The following is a 13,995-nucleotide window of genomic DNA, read 5'->3' as shown; positions in this document are numbered from 1 at the left end:
CCGCGACGATCACTTGATCTCTTCCAGCTCGATGTCGATAGCGAGCGAACGGATTTCCTTCACGAGCACGTTGAAGGATTCCGGCATGCCCGCCGCCATCTCGTGGTTGCCGTCGACAATGTTCTTGTACATCTGGTTACGGCCCTGCACGTCGTCCGACTTGACGGTCAGCATTTCCTGCAGGGTGTACGCCGCGCCGTAGGCCTCGAGCGCCCAGACTTCCATTTCGCCGAAGCGCTGGCCACCGAACTGCGCCTTGCCGCCCAGCGGCTGCTGGGTAACGAGCGAGTACGGACCGGTGGAACGCGCATGCATCTTGTCGTCGACGAGATGGTTCAGCTTCAGCATGTGCATGTAGCCCACGGTGACCGGGCGATCGAACGCCTCGCCGGTACGGCCGTCGTAGAGCGTCGTCTGGCCGGATTCCGGCAGATCGGCGAGCTTGAGCATGTGCTTGATTTCGGTCTCTTCGGCACCGTCGAAGACGGGCGTCGCCATGGGCACGCCGTCACGCAGGTTGTCGGCCAGCTGGATGATCTCGGCGTCCGTCATCGACTTGAGGTCGACGTGGCGCACCGCACCTTCCGCACCGGCGTTGCCGTGGTTGTAGACCTCGTCGAGGAACTCGCGCAGCTTGGCCGGCTTCTCGTTGGCTTCGATCATGGCCGAGATCTTGTGGCCCAGGCCCTTGGCAGCCCAGCCCAGATGGACCTCGAGAATCTGACCGATGTTCATACGCGACGGCACGCCCAGCGGGTTCAGGCAGATGTCGACCGGACGACCGTCGGCGGAGAACGGCATGTCCTCGACCGGGACGATCATCGAGACCACACCCTTGTTACCGTGACGGCCTGCCATCTTGTCGCCCGGCTGGATGCGGCGCTTCACGGCGAGGTACACCTTGACCATCTTGAGCACGCCCGGAGCGAGGTCGTCGCCCTGGGTGATCTTGCCCTGCTTCTCCTTGAAGCGCTTGTCGAAGGCCTCGCGATGGCGCTTGACCTGGTCGGCCGCGCGCTCGAGGAACTCCGAGACTTCCTCTTCCTTGACGTTGATCTTGAACCAGTCGTCTTTCTTGAGCGTATCGAGGTAGGCGTCGTCGATGACCACGCCGCGCTTGAGACCGCCCGGACCGCTCATCGCGGACTTGCCGACCAGCTGCGAGCGCATGCGGGCGTAGATCGCGCCCTCGAGGATACGGAACTGGTCGTCGAGATCCTTGCGGATCCGCTTCAGCTCGGTTTCTTCGATCTGCTTGGCGCGCTTGTCCTTCTCGATGCCGTCGCGGGTGAAGACCTGCACGTCGATGACGTTGCCGTCCATGCCCGGGGGCACGCGCAGCGAGCTGTCCTTCACGTCCGAGGCCTTCTCGCCGAAGATGGCGCGGAGGAGCTTTTCTTCCGGGGTCAGCTGGCTTTCGCCCTTGGGCGTGACCTTGCCGACCAGGATGTCGCCGGCCTTCACTTCCGCACCGATGTAGACGATGCCGGACTCGTCGAGGCGGGCCAGGGCCTGCTCACCGACGTTCGGGATATCGGCCGTGATTTCCTCGGCGCCCAGCTTGGTGTCGCGGGCGATGCAGGTCATCTCCTCGATGTGGATCGAGGTGTAGCGATCTTCCTGGACCACGCGCTCGGAGATCAGGATCGAGTCTTCGAAGTTGTAGCCGTTCCACGGCATGAAGGCCACGAGCATGTTCTGGCCGAGCGCGAGCTCGCCCAGATCGGTCGAGGAACCGTCCGCCAGGGTGTCGCCCACGGCCACCACGTCACCGACGTTCACCAGCGGACGCTGGTTGAGGTTGGTGTTCTGGTTGGAGCGGGTGTACTTGGTGAGCGTGTAGATATCGACGCCGGCGTCGTTCTCGTCCACTTCCACTTCGTTGACGCGCACGACGATACGGGCGGCATCGACCTGGTCGATGACACCGCCGCGCTTGGCGGACACGGTGACGCCCGAGTCGCGCGCCACGGCGCGCTCGATGCCCGTGCCGACGAGCGGCTTCTGGCTGCGCAGGGTCGGAACGGCCTGGCGCTGCATGTTCGCGCCCATCAGGGCGCGGTTCGCGTCATCGTGCTCGAGGAAGGGCACGAGCGCCGCCGCCACCGACACCGTCTGCATGGGCGAGACGTCCATGTAGTTGATCTCGGCGGACGGACGCAGCTCGGACTCGCCGCGGAAGCGGCAGGAAACGAAGTCCTCGAGGAACTTGCCTTCCTTCGACAGCGGCGAGTTCGCCTGCGCGATCACGTGATCGCCCTCTTCGATCGCGGAGAGGTAATCGACCTTGTCGGTGACCTTGCCGTTCTCGACCTTGCGGTACGGCGTCTCGAGGAAGCCGTAGGCGTTGGTGCGGGCGTACACGGCCAGTGAGTTGATCAGGCCGATGTTCGGGCCTTCCGGCGTTTCGATGGTGCAGACGCGACCGTAATGGGTCGGGTGCACGTCGCGGACTTCGAAGCCGGCGCGCTCACGGGTCAGGCCGCCCGGTCCAAGCGCGGACACGCGGCGCTTGTGGGTAACTTCCGACAGCGGGTTGTTCTGATCCATGAACTGCGAGAGCTGCGACGAACCGAAGAACTCCTTCACCGCCGCCGCGACCGGCTTGGCGTTGATCAGTTCCTGCGGGGTCAGGCCTTCCGATTCGGCCAGCGACAGGCGCTCGCGAACCGCGCGCTCGACACGGACGAGACCGATGCGGAAGGTGTTCTCCGCCATTTCGCCGACCGAACGCACGCGACGGTTACCCAGGTGGTCGATATCGTCGACCGTACCGGTGCCGTTGCGGATGTCGATCAGGACGCGCAGCACGTCGAGGATGTCGGAGGTCTCGCCCTGCTCGGCGACCAGACGCTGCGATTCCTCTTCCTTGCGCTCGCTGAAGTACTTGTGGTCGTAGAGCACGCCCGGACCGACGACGTCCTTGCGGCCGACACGACGGTTGAACTTCATGCGGCCGACGCCCGAGAGGTCGTAGCGGTCGAAGGTGAAGAACAGGTTGAAGAACAGGTTCTGCGCGGCGTCCTTGGTCGGCGGCTCGCCCGGACGCATCATCCGGTAGATTTCGACCAGGGCCTCGAGCTGCGTGCGCGTGTTGTCGATGCGCAGCGTGTTCGAGATGTACGCACCGCGATCGAGGTCGTTGACGTACAGCGTCGGCACGGTCTCGATCCCGCCCTTGCGGAACTTCTCGAGGTGCTCGAGCGTCAGCTCGTCGTTGGCCGCGGCAATGATCTCGCCCGTGTCCTTGTCGATCATGTCGATGGCCACGATGCGGCCGACCGGGTAATCGTCCGGCACTTCGAGCGTGGTGATCTTCTCGCTGGCCAGCTGGCGCACGTGGCGCGCGGTGATGCGCTTGCCGGCTTCCACCAGCACCTTGCCGTCGATCACCAGATCGAAGGACAGGGTTTCACCACGCAGGCGCTCGGCGACGAGGTCGAGCATGACGCCGCCCTTCTTGCCGAGGTGGAACACGTTGTGCTCGAAGAAGATGTCGAGCATCTCCTCGTTGCCGTAGCCGAGCGCGCGCAGCAGCACCGTCACCGGCAGCTTGCGGCGACGATCGATGCGGGTGAACAGCGCGTCCTTCGGGTCGAACTCGAAGTCCAGCCACGAGCCACGGTAAGGAATGACGCGGGCCGAGAACAGCAACTTGCCCGAGCTGTGCGTCTTGCCGCGGTCGTGGTCGAAGAACACGCCCGGCGAACGATGCAGCTGCGAGACGATGACGCGCTCGGTGCCGTTGATGATGAAGGTGCCGGTGTCGGTCATGAGCGGGATCTCGCCCATGTAGACCTCCTGCTCCTTGACGTACTTCACGGCCTTCTTCGAGGCCGGGCTGTCCTTGTCGTAGATCACCAGGCGGACCGTCGTGCGCAGCGGCGCACCGAAGGTCATGCCACGGTTGCGGCATTCACGTTCATCGAACGCGGGTTCGCCGAGCCTGTAGTCGACGTATTCGAGCGCGGCGTTGCCGGAATAGCTGGAAATCGGGAACACCGACTTCAGCGCGGCGTGCAGGCCCTTCTCCTCGCGATGCTTGGAGCTGACCTGCTCCTGCAGGAATTCCTTGTACGAGTCGGTCTGGATGGTCAGCAGGTTGGGCACGCCCAGGACGGGCGGGCGCTTGCCGAAATCCTTACGGATGCGCTTCTTCTCGGTAAACGAGTAGGTCATGGTGGGTACCGCCTCGGCTCAGTAATGGGTCGATCAAAAATCGGATGAATCGAAAATCGGAGATCGAGATTCGTACCGCAGGGCATCGCTGCCCTCGACTCCCGATGTCCCATTTCCGACGGGGACGCGACGTGGTGCACGTGCATGGCGCGGGGAACGTGGTGCGTGGAACAGGCCTTGGAACGGCCAAAGCCCGGGGGCTTACGCCCCCAGGCTCACTTGACGCTATGTCGAACTACTGGCGCGCAAGGCGCCGATTACTTGAGTTCGACCGTGGCGCCGGCAGCTTCCAGATCCTTCTTGAACTTGGCAGCGTCGTCCTTCGATGCAGCTTCCTTCACGACGCCACCGGCTTCGGTGAGGTCCTTCGCTTCCTTCAGGCCCAGGCCGGTGATGGCGCGGACAGCCTTGATGACGTCGACCTTCTTGTCGCCGGCGGACTTCAGGATGACGTCGAACTCGGTCTGCTCTTCGACAGCGGCAGCGGCCGGACCGGCAGCAGCAGCGGCAACCGGGGCAGCAGCCGAGACGCCGAAGGTGTCTTCGATCGACTTAACCAGTTCCATGATTTCCATCAGGGACTTGGCCTTGATGGCTTCGACGATCTGTTCGGTGGTCAGGGTGGACATTGTTTCTTACCTTTTAAATGGTTTCGATGAGAAAAGTCGGCGAGCTTAGGCGGGTTCGGCTTCGGCCGAGGCCTCGGCGGCGGCTTCGCCACCACCCTGCTGGTCGGCCACTGCCTTGACGGCGCGTGCGAACATCGCAGCCGGTTCGGACAGGACGCGGGCCAGCATCGCAAGCGCTTCCTGGCGGGTCGGCAGCGACGCGAGAACGTCGACGTGCGCCGGGGGAAGCAGCTTGCCTTCCACCGAAACGACCTTCGGGATGAGCTTCGCGTTCGCCTTCGCGAATTCCTTGATCACGCGCCCGGCAGCACCGGGCTCTTCCAGCGAGAACGCATACAGCAGCGGACCGACCAGGGCGTCCTTGACGACCTCGAACTCGGTACCGGCGACGGCGCGCGCGGCGAGCGTGTTCTTGACAACCTTCAAGAAAACACCCGACTCACGAGCCTTCTTGCGCATCGCGGTCATCTGGGAGACCGTGGTGCCTGCGTACTCGACAGCGACCAGGGAGTGAGCCTTCGCGGCGATTTCTGCCAGCTCTGCGACTACTTCTTGCTTCTGGGACAGATTGAGAGCCATTGCACTCCTCCAATTGAACTCCGCTTGCGACTCCTGCCGCTTGCGGTCCTGGGCGACATCATCCTGACGTCGGGGACACGACGTGTCCCGGGTGGTGGCCTTTCCCCATTCGAAACGAATACGGAAGGGGCTACACCATCTACGCAGGCCGGATACCGCGAGGCACCCGATTAAGCGAACCCGCTAACGACGACGGCGTATCCATGCCAACACGAGCTCCTTGCTCGTCGCCGTCGCGCGCTGAACGCGCCTACGGTCTTTGACGGCTACCACGACCTTGCGGCCATGGCTGCCCTCAAAAACGTTCCCCCGCCGGCATGCCGGCGGGGGCCGTAAAACTGCTTACTTGGCCGAGGTGTTCACGGTCGAGGTATCGACCGGCACGCCCACGCCCATGGTGCTCGACAGCGACACGCGCTGGATGTACTGACCCTTGGCAGCCGAAGGCTTGGCCTTGAGCAGGTCGGCGATCAGCGTGTTGAGGTTGTCGGCCAGCTGGGCGGCTTCGAACGTCGCCTTGCCGATGGTGGCGTGGATGATGCCACCCTTGTCGTTGCGGAACTTGACCTGGCCGGCCTTGGCGTTCTTGACCGCCGTGGCGACGTCGGCGGTGACCGAGCCGTCCTTCGGGTTCGGCATCAGGCCACGGGGACCGAGCACCTGACCGAGCTTACCGACGACGCGCATGGCGTCGGGGGTGGCGATGACGCGGCCGTAGTTGAGATCGCCAGCGGCCATCTTCTCGGCGAGGTCGTCCATACCGACGGCGTCGGCGCCCGCGGCGAGAGCGGCATCGGCCTTCTCACCCGGCGGCACGAACACGGCCACGCGAACGGTCTTGCCGGTGCCGTGCGGCAGCAGCGAGGAACCGCGAACGCCCTGGTCGGACTTCTTCGCATCGATGCCCAGACGGACCGAGACGTCGACCGACTCACCGAACTTGGCCTTGGCGTTGTCCTTGACGATCTTCAGCGCTTCGTCGAGACCGTAGGTCTTGCCGGGCTGGACGGCGGCCGATGCGGCCTTCATACGCTTCGTGAGCTTTGCCATGTCTTAACCCTCCACTACCAGACCCATGGAACGCGCGCTGCCGGCGATGGTACGCACGGCGGCTTCGAGATCGGCAGCCGTGAGATCCGGCTCCTTCGCCTTGGCGATTTCCTCGAGCTGGGCACGCGTGACCTTGCCGACCTTGTCGGTGTTCGGCTTCTGCGAGCCCTTGGCCACGCCCGTGATCTTCTTGAGGAGGATCGAGGCCGGCGGGGTCTTCGTGATGAAGGTGAAGGTACGGTCCGAGTAGGCCGTGATCACGACCGGGATCGGGAGACCCGGCTCGAGCTTCTGCGTGGCGGCATTGAACGCCTTGCAGAACTCCATGATGTTCAGGCCGCGCTGACCGAGGGCGGGACCCACGGGCGGCGACGGGTTGGCCTGGCCGGCCTTGACCTGCAACTTGATGTAACCAATGACTTTCTTTGCCATTTTACGTTCCTCGCGAGTGCTGGCGCCTTGCGGCTCCTCGCTGTTGGCCTTCCCTGGAAGTGGTGGGGTCCGCACCTGCGAACCCCTGAAACACGGACACGCCGGAGCAAAAAGCTCCAGCGTGGACCGGGCATTATAGGCGTCCGACCCGGGTTAAGCAAACCCCGTGCCGAATGGGCGGGAGCGACCCCGCCAGGAGGCCGTCAGGCCTTCTCCACCTGGCCGAACTCGAGCTCGACCGGGGTAGAACGACCGAAAATGAGCACCGCGACGCGCAGGCGGCTCTTTTCGTAATTGACTTCCTCGACCACGCCGTTGAAGTCGTTGAACGGGCCTTCGGTGACGCGGACCATCTCGCCCGGCTCGAAGAGGACCTTCGGACGGGGCTTCTCGACGCCTTCGCGGACGCGGCTGAGAATGGCTTCCGCCTCGGTGTCACGGATCGGGTGCGGACGGTCGGCGGTGCCGCCGATGAACCCCATGACCTTCGGGGTTTCCTTGACCAGGTGCCAGCATTCGTCGTCGATACGCGGCACCTTGCCGTTCGTATCCGTCTCGATCTGGACCAGGACGTAACCGGGGAAGAACTTGCGCTCGCTGCGACGCTTCTGGCCGCCGCGCATCTCGATGACTTCCTCGGTCGGAACCAGGATCTCACCGAACTTTTCTTCCATGCCCTCGCGCACGACGCGCTCGTTGAGGGCCTTGCGAACCTGCTGTTCGAAACCCGAATAGGCGTGAACCACGTACCAGCGCTTGCTCATGCCTTACCTCAATGTCCGAGTTTAAGCAGCCAATCGAGCACGATGGTCTTCAACAACCAGTCGATCAGCCCCATCAGCAGCGAGAGAATGATGACGACCACGATGATGATACCGGTGGTCTTCAACGTTTCGTCGCGCGACGGCCAGACGACCTTGCGCAACTCGAACTGCGATTCGGAGACGAAACCGCGCAGCTTGCGGCCGGGCACCGTGAAGGCACCGATCGCCATGGCGGCGACGACCGCGGCGATGACACCGACGACGCGCGCGAAGGACGGCACGTTCGGGTTATCGCTGAAATAGTAGAAGCCGACGATGCCGGCGACGAGCACAACCAGCGCGAGCGCCAGCTTGCCGAAATCGGCCGGGCCCATAGTCCTGGCTTGTTCTGCCTTGGTGTTCATGCGCGCTTGGCAAGGTGCCTTACGAACGTGGCGAGCGAAACCGCCTGCCTGCGTCCGACGTCAACCGCCGTGGTTCCTCGAAAGTGGCACGCCAGGAGGGACTCGAACCCCCAACCTGCGGTTTTGGAGACCGCTGCTCTGCCAATTGAGCTACTGGCGTACAAATAAAACCGTTGAACCGCGGGGCGGGCAGCCCGAAGACCGACCCGCCCCGCGACCGGGTGCCCGCCCCGAAGGGCGGGCATCACTTTTCTTACTTGTTGATCTTCGACACGACGCCGGCGCCGACGGTACGACCGCCTTCGCGGATCGCGAAGCGCAGGCCTTCGTCCATGGCGATCGGGAAGCCCAGGGTCACCGAGATCTTCACGTTGTCGCCCGGCATCACCATCTCGACGCCTTCCGGCAGCTTGATCGAACCGGTCACGTCCGTGGTACGGAAGTAGAACTGCGGACGATAGTTGCTGAAGAACGGCGTGTGACGGCCACCCTCGTCCTTCGACAGGATGTAAACCTCACCCTCAAACTCGGTGTGCGGCGTGACCGACTTCGGAGCCGCCAGCACCTGGCCACGCTCCACGTCTTCACGCTTCAGGCCGCGAACCAGCACGCCGACGTTGTCACCGGCCTGACCCTGGTCCAGCAGCTTGCGGAACATTTCCACGCCCGTGACCGTCGTCTGCTGGGTGTCCTTCAGACCGACCACTTCGGCCGGGTCACCCACCTTGACGATGCCGCGCTCGACGCGACCGGTCAGCACCGTGCCACGACCCGAGATCGAGAACACGTCTTCCACCGGCAGCAGGAACGGCTTGTCGATCACGCGCTCCGGCTCCGGGATCCAGCTGTCGAGTGCGTCGACCAGCTTGATGATCGACGGCACGCCGATTTCGGACTGATCGCCGTCGAGGGCGAGACGGGCCGAACCGTGCACGATCGGGGTGTCGTCGCCCGGGAACTCGTACTTCGACAGCAGTTCGCGGACTTCCATCTCCACCAGCTCGAGCAGCTCGGCGTCGTCCACCATGTCCGCCTTGTTCAGGAAGACCACGATGTACGGCACGCCCACCTGGCGCGACAGCAGGATGTGCTCACGCGTCTGCGGCATCGGGCCGTCGGCGGCGGAGCAGACCAGGATCGCGCCGTCCATCTGCGCGGCACCCGTGATCATGTTCTTCACGTAGTCGGCGTGGCCCGGGCAATCGACGTGGCCGTAGTGGCGCATCGGCGATTCGTATTCCACGTGCGCGGTCGAGATCGTGATGCCGCGCGCCTTCTCTTCCGGCGCCGCATCGATCGAACCGTAGTCCTTGAATTCGCCACCGAAACGCTCGGCGCCGATCTTGGTCAGGGCAGCCGTGAGCGTGGTCTTGCCGTGATCGACGTGACCGATGGTGCCGACGTTGACGTGCGGCTTCTTACGTTCGAACTTACCCTTTGCCATGAGCGCTAAACTCCGCTGGAGCCAATGAGATAGTAAAAAAGGAACCGCCGCAGGCGACGAAGATGGTGCTCATGACTGGAATCGAACCAGCGACCTCTTCCTTACCAAGGAAGTGCTCTACCGACTGAGCTACATGAGCACGAACGCAGCGCGCGTTAGGACAATGGAGCGGGAGACGGGAATCGAACCCGCACAATCAGCTTGGAAGGCTGAAGTTCTACCATTGAACTACTCCCGCACTGCGCGGAACTCGTCTGGTGGAGGAAGGTGGATTCGAACCACCGAAGGCGTAAGCCAGCAGATTTACAGTCTGCCCCCGTTGGCCGCTTGGGTATTCCTCCAACATAGAACGCCTATTGTCGCGAGCGCCCCGGAAACTGTCAATAACTTCCGCACGTTGAGTTCACATGCGATGACGACTTCCGACGGCCCGGACAGCCCACCGATACGGGTAGTCGGTGAGCGAGCCGCGCAGTGTAGCGATGCCGATCGGGAATGGGAAGAGCCGGAGACTCAGGCTTCGCGGGTGGCCTGTACCAGCGGCTCCATCGCGCGCGACATCTCCATGAGTTTCAGGGCGTATTCCTGCAGGCGGAGGTCCCGCGCGTCCACCGGCTTCCAGGGCGGCACCGGGGTGGGCTTGCCGCCGTCGGCCTTGTCCATGGCGACGAAGACCATCACGCAGCTGGTCGCCAGGCGCTCCTGACCGCTCCGCAGGTCGCGCGCCAGCACGTCCACGGCCAGGTGCATGCTGGAGGTGCCCGTATGGATCAGCCGGGCGCGCACGGTGACCAGGTCGCCGATGAGGATGGGCGCGAGGAACTGGATGCCACTGACCGACACGGTGACGCAATAGGCGCCGCTCCAGCCGACCGCGCAGGCGTACCCCGCCTGGTCCAGCCACTTCATGGCCATGCCGCCATGGACCTTGCCACCGAAGTTCACGTCGGTCGGCTGCGCCAGGAAACGGAACTCGACTTCTCGCTGGGTGCCGGACATGCCGCAAGCCTTGCTGGGGAAAGCCGCATTATGGCCGCTGGACCGCTTGTCGTACCGCCCTGCCCGGCATAGATTCGGAACCATCACCCCCTGGAGCCATCGATGGTCCTTCGCAGTGTCGCCTCACGGCTTGCCCTGGCCGTGCTCCTGGGATCGGCGATCGTCATGGTCGTCACCGGTGGCCTGCTGCTGTCGCACACGCGCGAGCAGACCCTCGCCCAGACCCAGAGGGAGGCGGACGCCATCGCCGAATCCGCGGCACTGCGCATCCAGGGCCGCATCGACGGGGTAGGCACGGTGGCACGCACGCTGGCGTTCCTCCTGCGCGACCGCCGCGACCAGGCCGCGCCGCTGATTCGCGACACGCTGGCCGCCCACCCCGACCTCGTCGACATCACCGCCGCGTTCGTGCCGCGCAACACGGCCATGCCCCGGAACGACGATGCCCCGGTGGCGCGCCGCGGCGCCGATGGCCACCTGGTCATGGGTAGCCGGCGAACGGACCCGGAGCCCTACTGGCGCTCGCCGTGGTTCATCCGCGGCCTGAACTGCGACGGCGGTTGCTGGCAGCCGCCGTTCCACGCCGCCGGCGAGAGTCGCACGCTGATCGGCTACTCGGTCGCCATCCCCGGCGGCGACCGGGTGCCGGTGATTGGCGTCGCCGATGCCACGATCAGCCTCGACTGGCTGCAGCGCGTCGTGTCGCAGCTGAACAAGCCGGGTCATGCCTCCGGCTTCGTCGTGGACGGCGATGGAGTGTTCCTGGCGCACGACTGGGCCTCTTACATCGGCAGCCGCGCCAGCCATCCGCTGCGCGAGGCCATCGCATCCGGCAACCCGGCCACCCGGCTCACGCCGGAGATGGGCGCGCGGGTCAGCGAGCCGGTGTGGGTCTACCTTGTGCCCATCCGCGGCACCCGCTGGACCTTCGGCCTGAGCATGCCCGAGCGGGCCGTGCTGGCCGACCTGCGGCGCACCTACCTGGTCGATATCCTGCTCGGCGTGCTGGCACTGACCGGCGTCTCGCTGATCGCGCTGTTCATCACGCGCCGGCTGATGGCACCCCTGGGCGTGCTTGCCGAGCGGGCCGAGAACGTTGCACGAGGCGACCTGGACTTCGCACTGCCCCGCGTGCGGAGGGACGACGAGGTAGGCCGCCTGACGCGCGCCTTCGACCAGATGCGCCACGAACTGGCCGGCCACATCGACCTGGCCAAGCGCACGGCACGCGATCAGGAGCGCATCGCCAGCGAACTGGAGATCGCCCGGCAGATCCAGCTCGCCCTGATCCCCGAGCCGCACTGGCTGGCCGAGGACGGACGGCTCGAGCTCTATGCCGCCCTGCGGCCGGCCCAGGCCGTGGGCGGCGATCTCTACACCTACTTCGCCCTGGGGGCCCGGCATGTCTGCGTCATGGTCGGCGACGTGTCCGACAAGGGGGTGCCGGCCGCGCTGTTCATGGCCCGCACCATCACGCTGGCCCGCACGCTCGCCACCCATGCGCGCTCGCCCAGCGACATCCTGGGCGCCCTGAATCGCGAGCTATGCAAAGGTAACGACACCTGCATGTTCGTGACCCTGCTGTGCGGCGTGGTGGAGACGGAAACCGGGATGCTCTCGATGGCCAGCGCGGGCCATGAACAGCCCGTGCTGCGGGCGGGGGGCTCCGCCATCCTGATCGACGTGGAAACCGGCCCGGCGCTCGGCCTGGACCGCGAGGCGCGCTACCCTGTCCGGGTACTCACGCTGCTGGGAGGGGACACCGTGCTCATGTACACCGATGGTGTCAGCGAAGCGCATGCCGGCGACCAGCGCCTCTACGGCGCCCATTCGCTGCTGGACAGCGTGGCGCGCGTCGCCGAAGGCGCGACGCCCGAAGCCTACGTACAAGGCGTCCTCGGCGACGTGGACGCCTACGTCGAGGGCGCGCCGGCCTACGACGACATCGCCCTGCTCGCACTTACCTGGCACGACACCGAGACCCAGGGGGCGCACCTCGATGCGGCTGCGCATTTCTAACCGTCTGGAGGACGTCTTCCTGGCGCTGGACCGCGCCGCAGACATCCTCGAGCGCAGCGACATCGACATCGCCTGTCGTGCCGACGTGCGACTGGTGCTGGAGGAACTCCTGGTCAACACCGTGCGGCACGGCTACCCCGATGGCCGCGAAGGCCGCATCGATATCCACATGGCGATCGAACGCGCCAGCGTGTGCCTGGAACTGCGCGACGACGGTGCCCCGTTCGACCCGCTCGAACCCCCTGCGCCGGAGCTTCCAGGCGACATCGCCCAGCGCGATATCGGCGGCCTCGGCCTGCACCTCGCGCGCAGCATCGCCAGCGCCTTCGACTATGCACACGACGAATACGGCAACCGTGTCGTGATCCGCTTCGATCCCTCCCTGTACGGCGAGCCCATCCCATGACCCTGATCGTCCGCAGCGAGTCCCCCACCCCCGAACGCAGCACCGTCTGGCTTGAAGGCCGGCTGGACGCCGCATCCTTCGGCGAGTTCGACGAGGCGTTGCGAGATATCACGCCCATGGTGGACAACGGCGGCACCCTGATCGTCGACCTTTCCGCGCTGGACTACATCAGCAGCGCCGGACTGCGCAGCCTGGCGCAGTTGCGCAAGCAGATGCACGACCGGACCGGACGCGTGCTGCTGCTCAACCCGCAGCCGCAGGTAAAGAAGGTGTTCGAGATCGTCAAGGCGGTACCGGTGGCCGAGGTGTTCGCCAGCGTGGCGGAACTGGACCAGTACCTGGACCATATGCAGCGGAAGATCACGGGCTGACTCGGAACTTCGTTTAGCGGGTGCCAGGCGCGACGGGGCGCCGACCTACCCTTTCGTGGTCTCGAGCACGCTGGTGCGCAGCGCTTCCAGCTGCCGCTTGAGGCCGGCCAGTTCATCCAGTTCGCATCCCGTGGCGCAGAACACGTGGACGGGCACATCGCCGGTCTTCTCCTGCAGGGCTCTGCCTTGCTCGGTCAGGGTGACGATCACCTGCCGCTCGTCTTGCGTGCCGCGCGTGCGCTGCACCAGCCCGGCGGATTGCAGGCGCTTGAGAAGCGGCGTAAGCGTGGCCGAATCGAGGAACAGCCGCTCGCCCAGCCCTGACACCGTGACACCGTCGCGCTCCCACAGCACCAGCATGACCATGTACTGCGGGTAGGTAAGGTCAAGCCTGGCCAGCAACTGCCGGTAGAGCTTGCCCATGGCCAGGTTGGCCGAATAGAGGGCGAAGCAGAGCTGGCCGTCGAGCGTGCGCGGGGCTTCGACGCCTTCGGGGAGGGCGGGCTTGATCATGAAAGAAAGGTAGGGATGCGACTATTCAATTGCAAGCGATTTAATCGCCAGACGAAGAAACCGTCGCAGCCAGGATGGCAGTTGAATTCACTCAGCTGCAAAAAAGGTTCTTCGCGCGTTACCGGGGAGGAGGCGTCGGGCGGTCACCCTATGCGCTCGAGCAGCGGCCGCAAGCGGCCGAACTCGCTCAGAGGATGACCACCCGA

At 64.8% G+C, this 13,995-nt stretch carries 13 protein-coding genes and 4 tRNA genes; 3 read left to right on the top strand and 14 right to left on the bottom strand.

What is annotated here, in order from left to right; all coding sequences use genetic code 11:
* Nucleotides 1-9 precede the first annotated feature (9 nt).
* From rpoB to QRN34_RS15940, 13 genes are all read right to left on the bottom strand, one after another.
* Nucleotides 10-4,179 carry a DNA-directed RNA polymerase subunit beta gene (gene rpoB, locus QRN34_RS16000; RefSeq protein ID WP_285405903.1) on the bottom strand — a complete coding sequence of 1,390 codons (4,170 nt, stop codon included), beginning with the start codon at nucleotides 4,177-4,179 and terminating at the stop codon, nucleotides 10-12.
* A 257-nt stretch (nucleotides 4,180-4,436) separates the two neighbouring features.
* A complete protein-coding gene (gene rplL, locus QRN34_RS15995) occupies nucleotides 4,437-4,808 on the bottom strand; it encodes a 50S ribosomal protein L7/L12 (RefSeq protein ID WP_036140134.1) in 372 nt (123 codons plus the stop codon).
* A gap of 45 nt (nucleotides 4,809-4,853) precedes the next feature.
* Nucleotides 4,854-5,387 (bottom strand): 50S ribosomal protein L10, encoded by a 534-nt coding sequence (gene rplJ / locus QRN34_RS15990; protein ID WP_285405899.1) that lies wholly within the window; start codon nucleotides 5,385-5,387, stop codon nucleotides 4,854-4,856.
* A gap of 342 nt (nucleotides 5,388-5,729) precedes the next feature.
* Entirely contained in the window at nucleotides 5,730-6,437 is a 708-nt protein-coding gene (gene rplA / locus QRN34_RS15985; RefSeq protein WP_285405896.1) for a 50S ribosomal protein L1, read from the bottom strand.
* Between the two features lie 3 nt (nucleotides 6,438-6,440).
* The gene (gene rplK, locus QRN34_RS15980; protein ID WP_285405893.1) at nucleotides 6,441-6,869 is read right to left on the bottom strand and encodes a 50S ribosomal protein L11; all 429 of its coding nucleotides are present in this window, start codon (nucleotides 6,867-6,869) and stop codon (nucleotides 6,441-6,443) included.
* 203 nt (nucleotides 6,870-7,072) lie between these two features.
* On the bottom strand, nucleotides 7,073-7,633 hold the full coding sequence (nusG, locus tag QRN34_RS15975; RefSeq protein ID WP_036140127.1) for a transcription termination/antitermination protein NusG: 561 nt from the start codon (nucleotides 7,631-7,633) through the stop codon (nucleotides 7,073-7,075).
* An 8-nt stretch (nucleotides 7,634-7,641) separates the two neighbouring features.
* Nucleotides 7,642-8,037, bottom strand: coding sequence for a preprotein translocase subunit SecE (secE, locus tag QRN34_RS15970; protein ID WP_285405890.1), 396 nt, complete (start codon nucleotides 8,035-8,037; stop codon nucleotides 7,642-7,644).
* Between the two features lie 84 nt (nucleotides 8,038-8,121).
* Nucleotides 8,122-8,197, bottom strand: a tRNA-Trp gene (locus tag QRN34_RS15965).
* Between the two features lie 93 nt (nucleotides 8,198-8,290).
* Complete coding sequence (tuf, locus tag QRN34_RS15960) at nucleotides 8,291-9,481, bottom strand: elongation factor Tu (RefSeq protein WP_285405888.1); 1,191 nt, start codon at nucleotides 9,479-9,481, stop codon at nucleotides 8,291-8,293.
* Nucleotides 9,482-9,544: 63 nt separating this feature from the next.
* Nucleotides 9,545-9,620: transfer RNA gene (locus tag QRN34_RS15955), tRNA-Thr, on the bottom strand.
* Between the two features lie 25 nt (nucleotides 9,621-9,645).
* Nucleotides 9,646-9,719 (bottom strand) — tRNA-Gly (locus QRN34_RS15950).
* A 17-nt stretch (nucleotides 9,720-9,736) separates the two neighbouring features.
* A tRNA-Tyr gene (locus QRN34_RS15945) sits at nucleotides 9,737-9,822 on the bottom strand.
* Nucleotides 9,823-9,994: 172 nt separating this feature from the next.
* On the bottom strand, nucleotides 9,995-10,480 hold the full coding sequence (locus tag QRN34_RS15940) for an acyl-CoA thioesterase (protein WP_285405886.1): 486 nt from the start codon (nucleotides 10,478-10,480) through the stop codon (nucleotides 9,995-9,997).
* Nucleotides 10,481-10,582: 102 nt separating this feature from the next.
* Between QRN34_RS15940 and QRN34_RS15935 the strand changes: the two genes are divergently transcribed.
* Genes QRN34_RS15935 through QRN34_RS15925 form a run of 3 tightly spaced genes read left to right on the top strand, consistent with a single transcriptional unit; the run spans nucleotide 10,583 to nucleotide 13,276 of the window.
* Complete coding sequence (locus QRN34_RS15935) at nucleotides 10,583-12,499, top strand: SpoIIE family protein phosphatase (RefSeq protein WP_285405884.1); 1,917 nt, start codon at nucleotides 10,583-10,585, stop codon at nucleotides 12,497-12,499.
* Nucleotides 12,480-12,905: an ATP-binding protein gene (locus QRN34_RS15930; protein ID WP_285405882.1), complete on the top strand. Its 426-nt coding sequence runs from the start codon at nucleotides 12,480-12,482 to the stop codon at nucleotides 12,903-12,905. Before QRN34_RS15935 ends, QRN34_RS15930 begins: the two co-directional genes overlap by 20 nt.
* Nucleotides 12,902-13,276: an STAS domain-containing protein gene (locus tag QRN34_RS15925; protein ID WP_285405880.1), complete on the top strand. Its 375-nt coding sequence runs from the start codon at nucleotides 12,902-12,904 to the stop codon at nucleotides 13,274-13,276. Before QRN34_RS15930 ends, QRN34_RS15925 begins: the two co-directional genes overlap by 4 nt.
* 45 nt (nucleotides 13,277-13,321) lie before the next feature.
* Here QRN34_RS15925 and QRN34_RS15920 read toward each other — a convergent pair whose 3' ends face one another.
* Entirely contained in the window at nucleotides 13,322-13,789 is a 468-nt protein-coding gene (locus QRN34_RS15920) for a MarR family transcriptional regulator (RefSeq protein WP_285405879.1), read from the bottom strand.
* Nucleotides 13,790-13,995: the final 206 nt, after the last annotated feature.

Source organism: Luteibacter sp. ME-Dv--P-043b (genome assembly GCF_030209605.1).
In the GTDB taxonomy this organism is placed as follows: domain Bacteria; phylum Pseudomonadota; class Gammaproteobacteria; order Xanthomonadales; family Rhodanobacteraceae; genus Luteibacter.
This window is presented reverse-complemented; position numbering and strand designations above follow the sequence as displayed.

What these genes read in the sequence shown, in the direction of transcription:
- rpoB (WP_285405903.1), bottom strand. Translation starts at nt 4,179, where the DNA reads ATGACCTACTCGTTTACCGAGAAGAAGCGCATCCGTAAGGATTTCGGC.
- secE (WP_285405890.1), bottom strand. Translation starts at nt 8,037, where the DNA reads ATGAACACCAAGGCAGAACAAGCCAGGACTATGGGCCCGGCCGATTTC.
- QRN34_RS15925 (WP_285405880.1), top strand. Translation starts at nt 12,902, where the DNA reads ATGACCCTGATCGTCCGCAGCGAGTCCCCCACCCCCGAACGCAGCACC.
- QRN34_RS15920 (WP_285405879.1), bottom strand. Translation starts at nt 13,789, where the DNA reads ATGATCAAGCCCGCCCTCCCCGAAGGCGTCGAAGCCCCGCGCACGCTC.
- QRN34_RS15930 (WP_285405882.1), top strand. Translation starts at nt 12,480, where the DNA reads ATGCGGCTGCGCATTTCTAACCGTCTGGAGGACGTCTTCCTGGCGCTG.
- tuf (WP_285405888.1), bottom strand. Translation starts at nt 9,481, where the DNA reads ATGGCAAAGGGTAAGTTCGAACGTAAGAAGCCGCACGTCAACGTCGGC.
- nusG (WP_036140127.1), bottom strand. Translation starts at nt 7,633, where the DNA reads ATGAGCAAGCGCTGGTACGTGGTTCACGCCTATTCGGGTTTCGAACAG.
- QRN34_RS15940 (WP_285405886.1), bottom strand. Translation starts at nt 10,480, where the DNA reads ATGTCCGGCACCCAGCGAGAAGTCGAGTTCCGTTTCCTGGCGCAGCCG.
- rplJ (WP_285405899.1), bottom strand. Translation starts at nt 5,387, where the DNA reads ATGGCTCTCAATCTGTCCCAGAAGCAAGAAGTAGTCGCAGAGCTGGCA.
- rplL (WP_036140134.1), bottom strand. Translation starts at nt 4,808, where the DNA reads ATGTCCACCCTGACCACCGAACAGATCGTCGAAGCCATCAAGGCCAAG.
- rplA (WP_285405896.1), bottom strand. Translation starts at nt 6,437, where the DNA reads ATGGCAAAGCTCACGAAGCGTATGAAGGCCGCATCGGCCGCCGTCCAG.
- QRN34_RS15935 (WP_285405884.1), top strand. Translation starts at nt 10,583, where the DNA reads ATGGTCCTTCGCAGTGTCGCCTCACGGCTTGCCCTGGCCGTGCTCCTG.
- rplK (WP_285405893.1), bottom strand. Translation starts at nt 6,869, where the DNA reads ATGGCAAAGAAAGTCATTGGTTACATCAAGTTGCAGGTCAAGGCCGGC.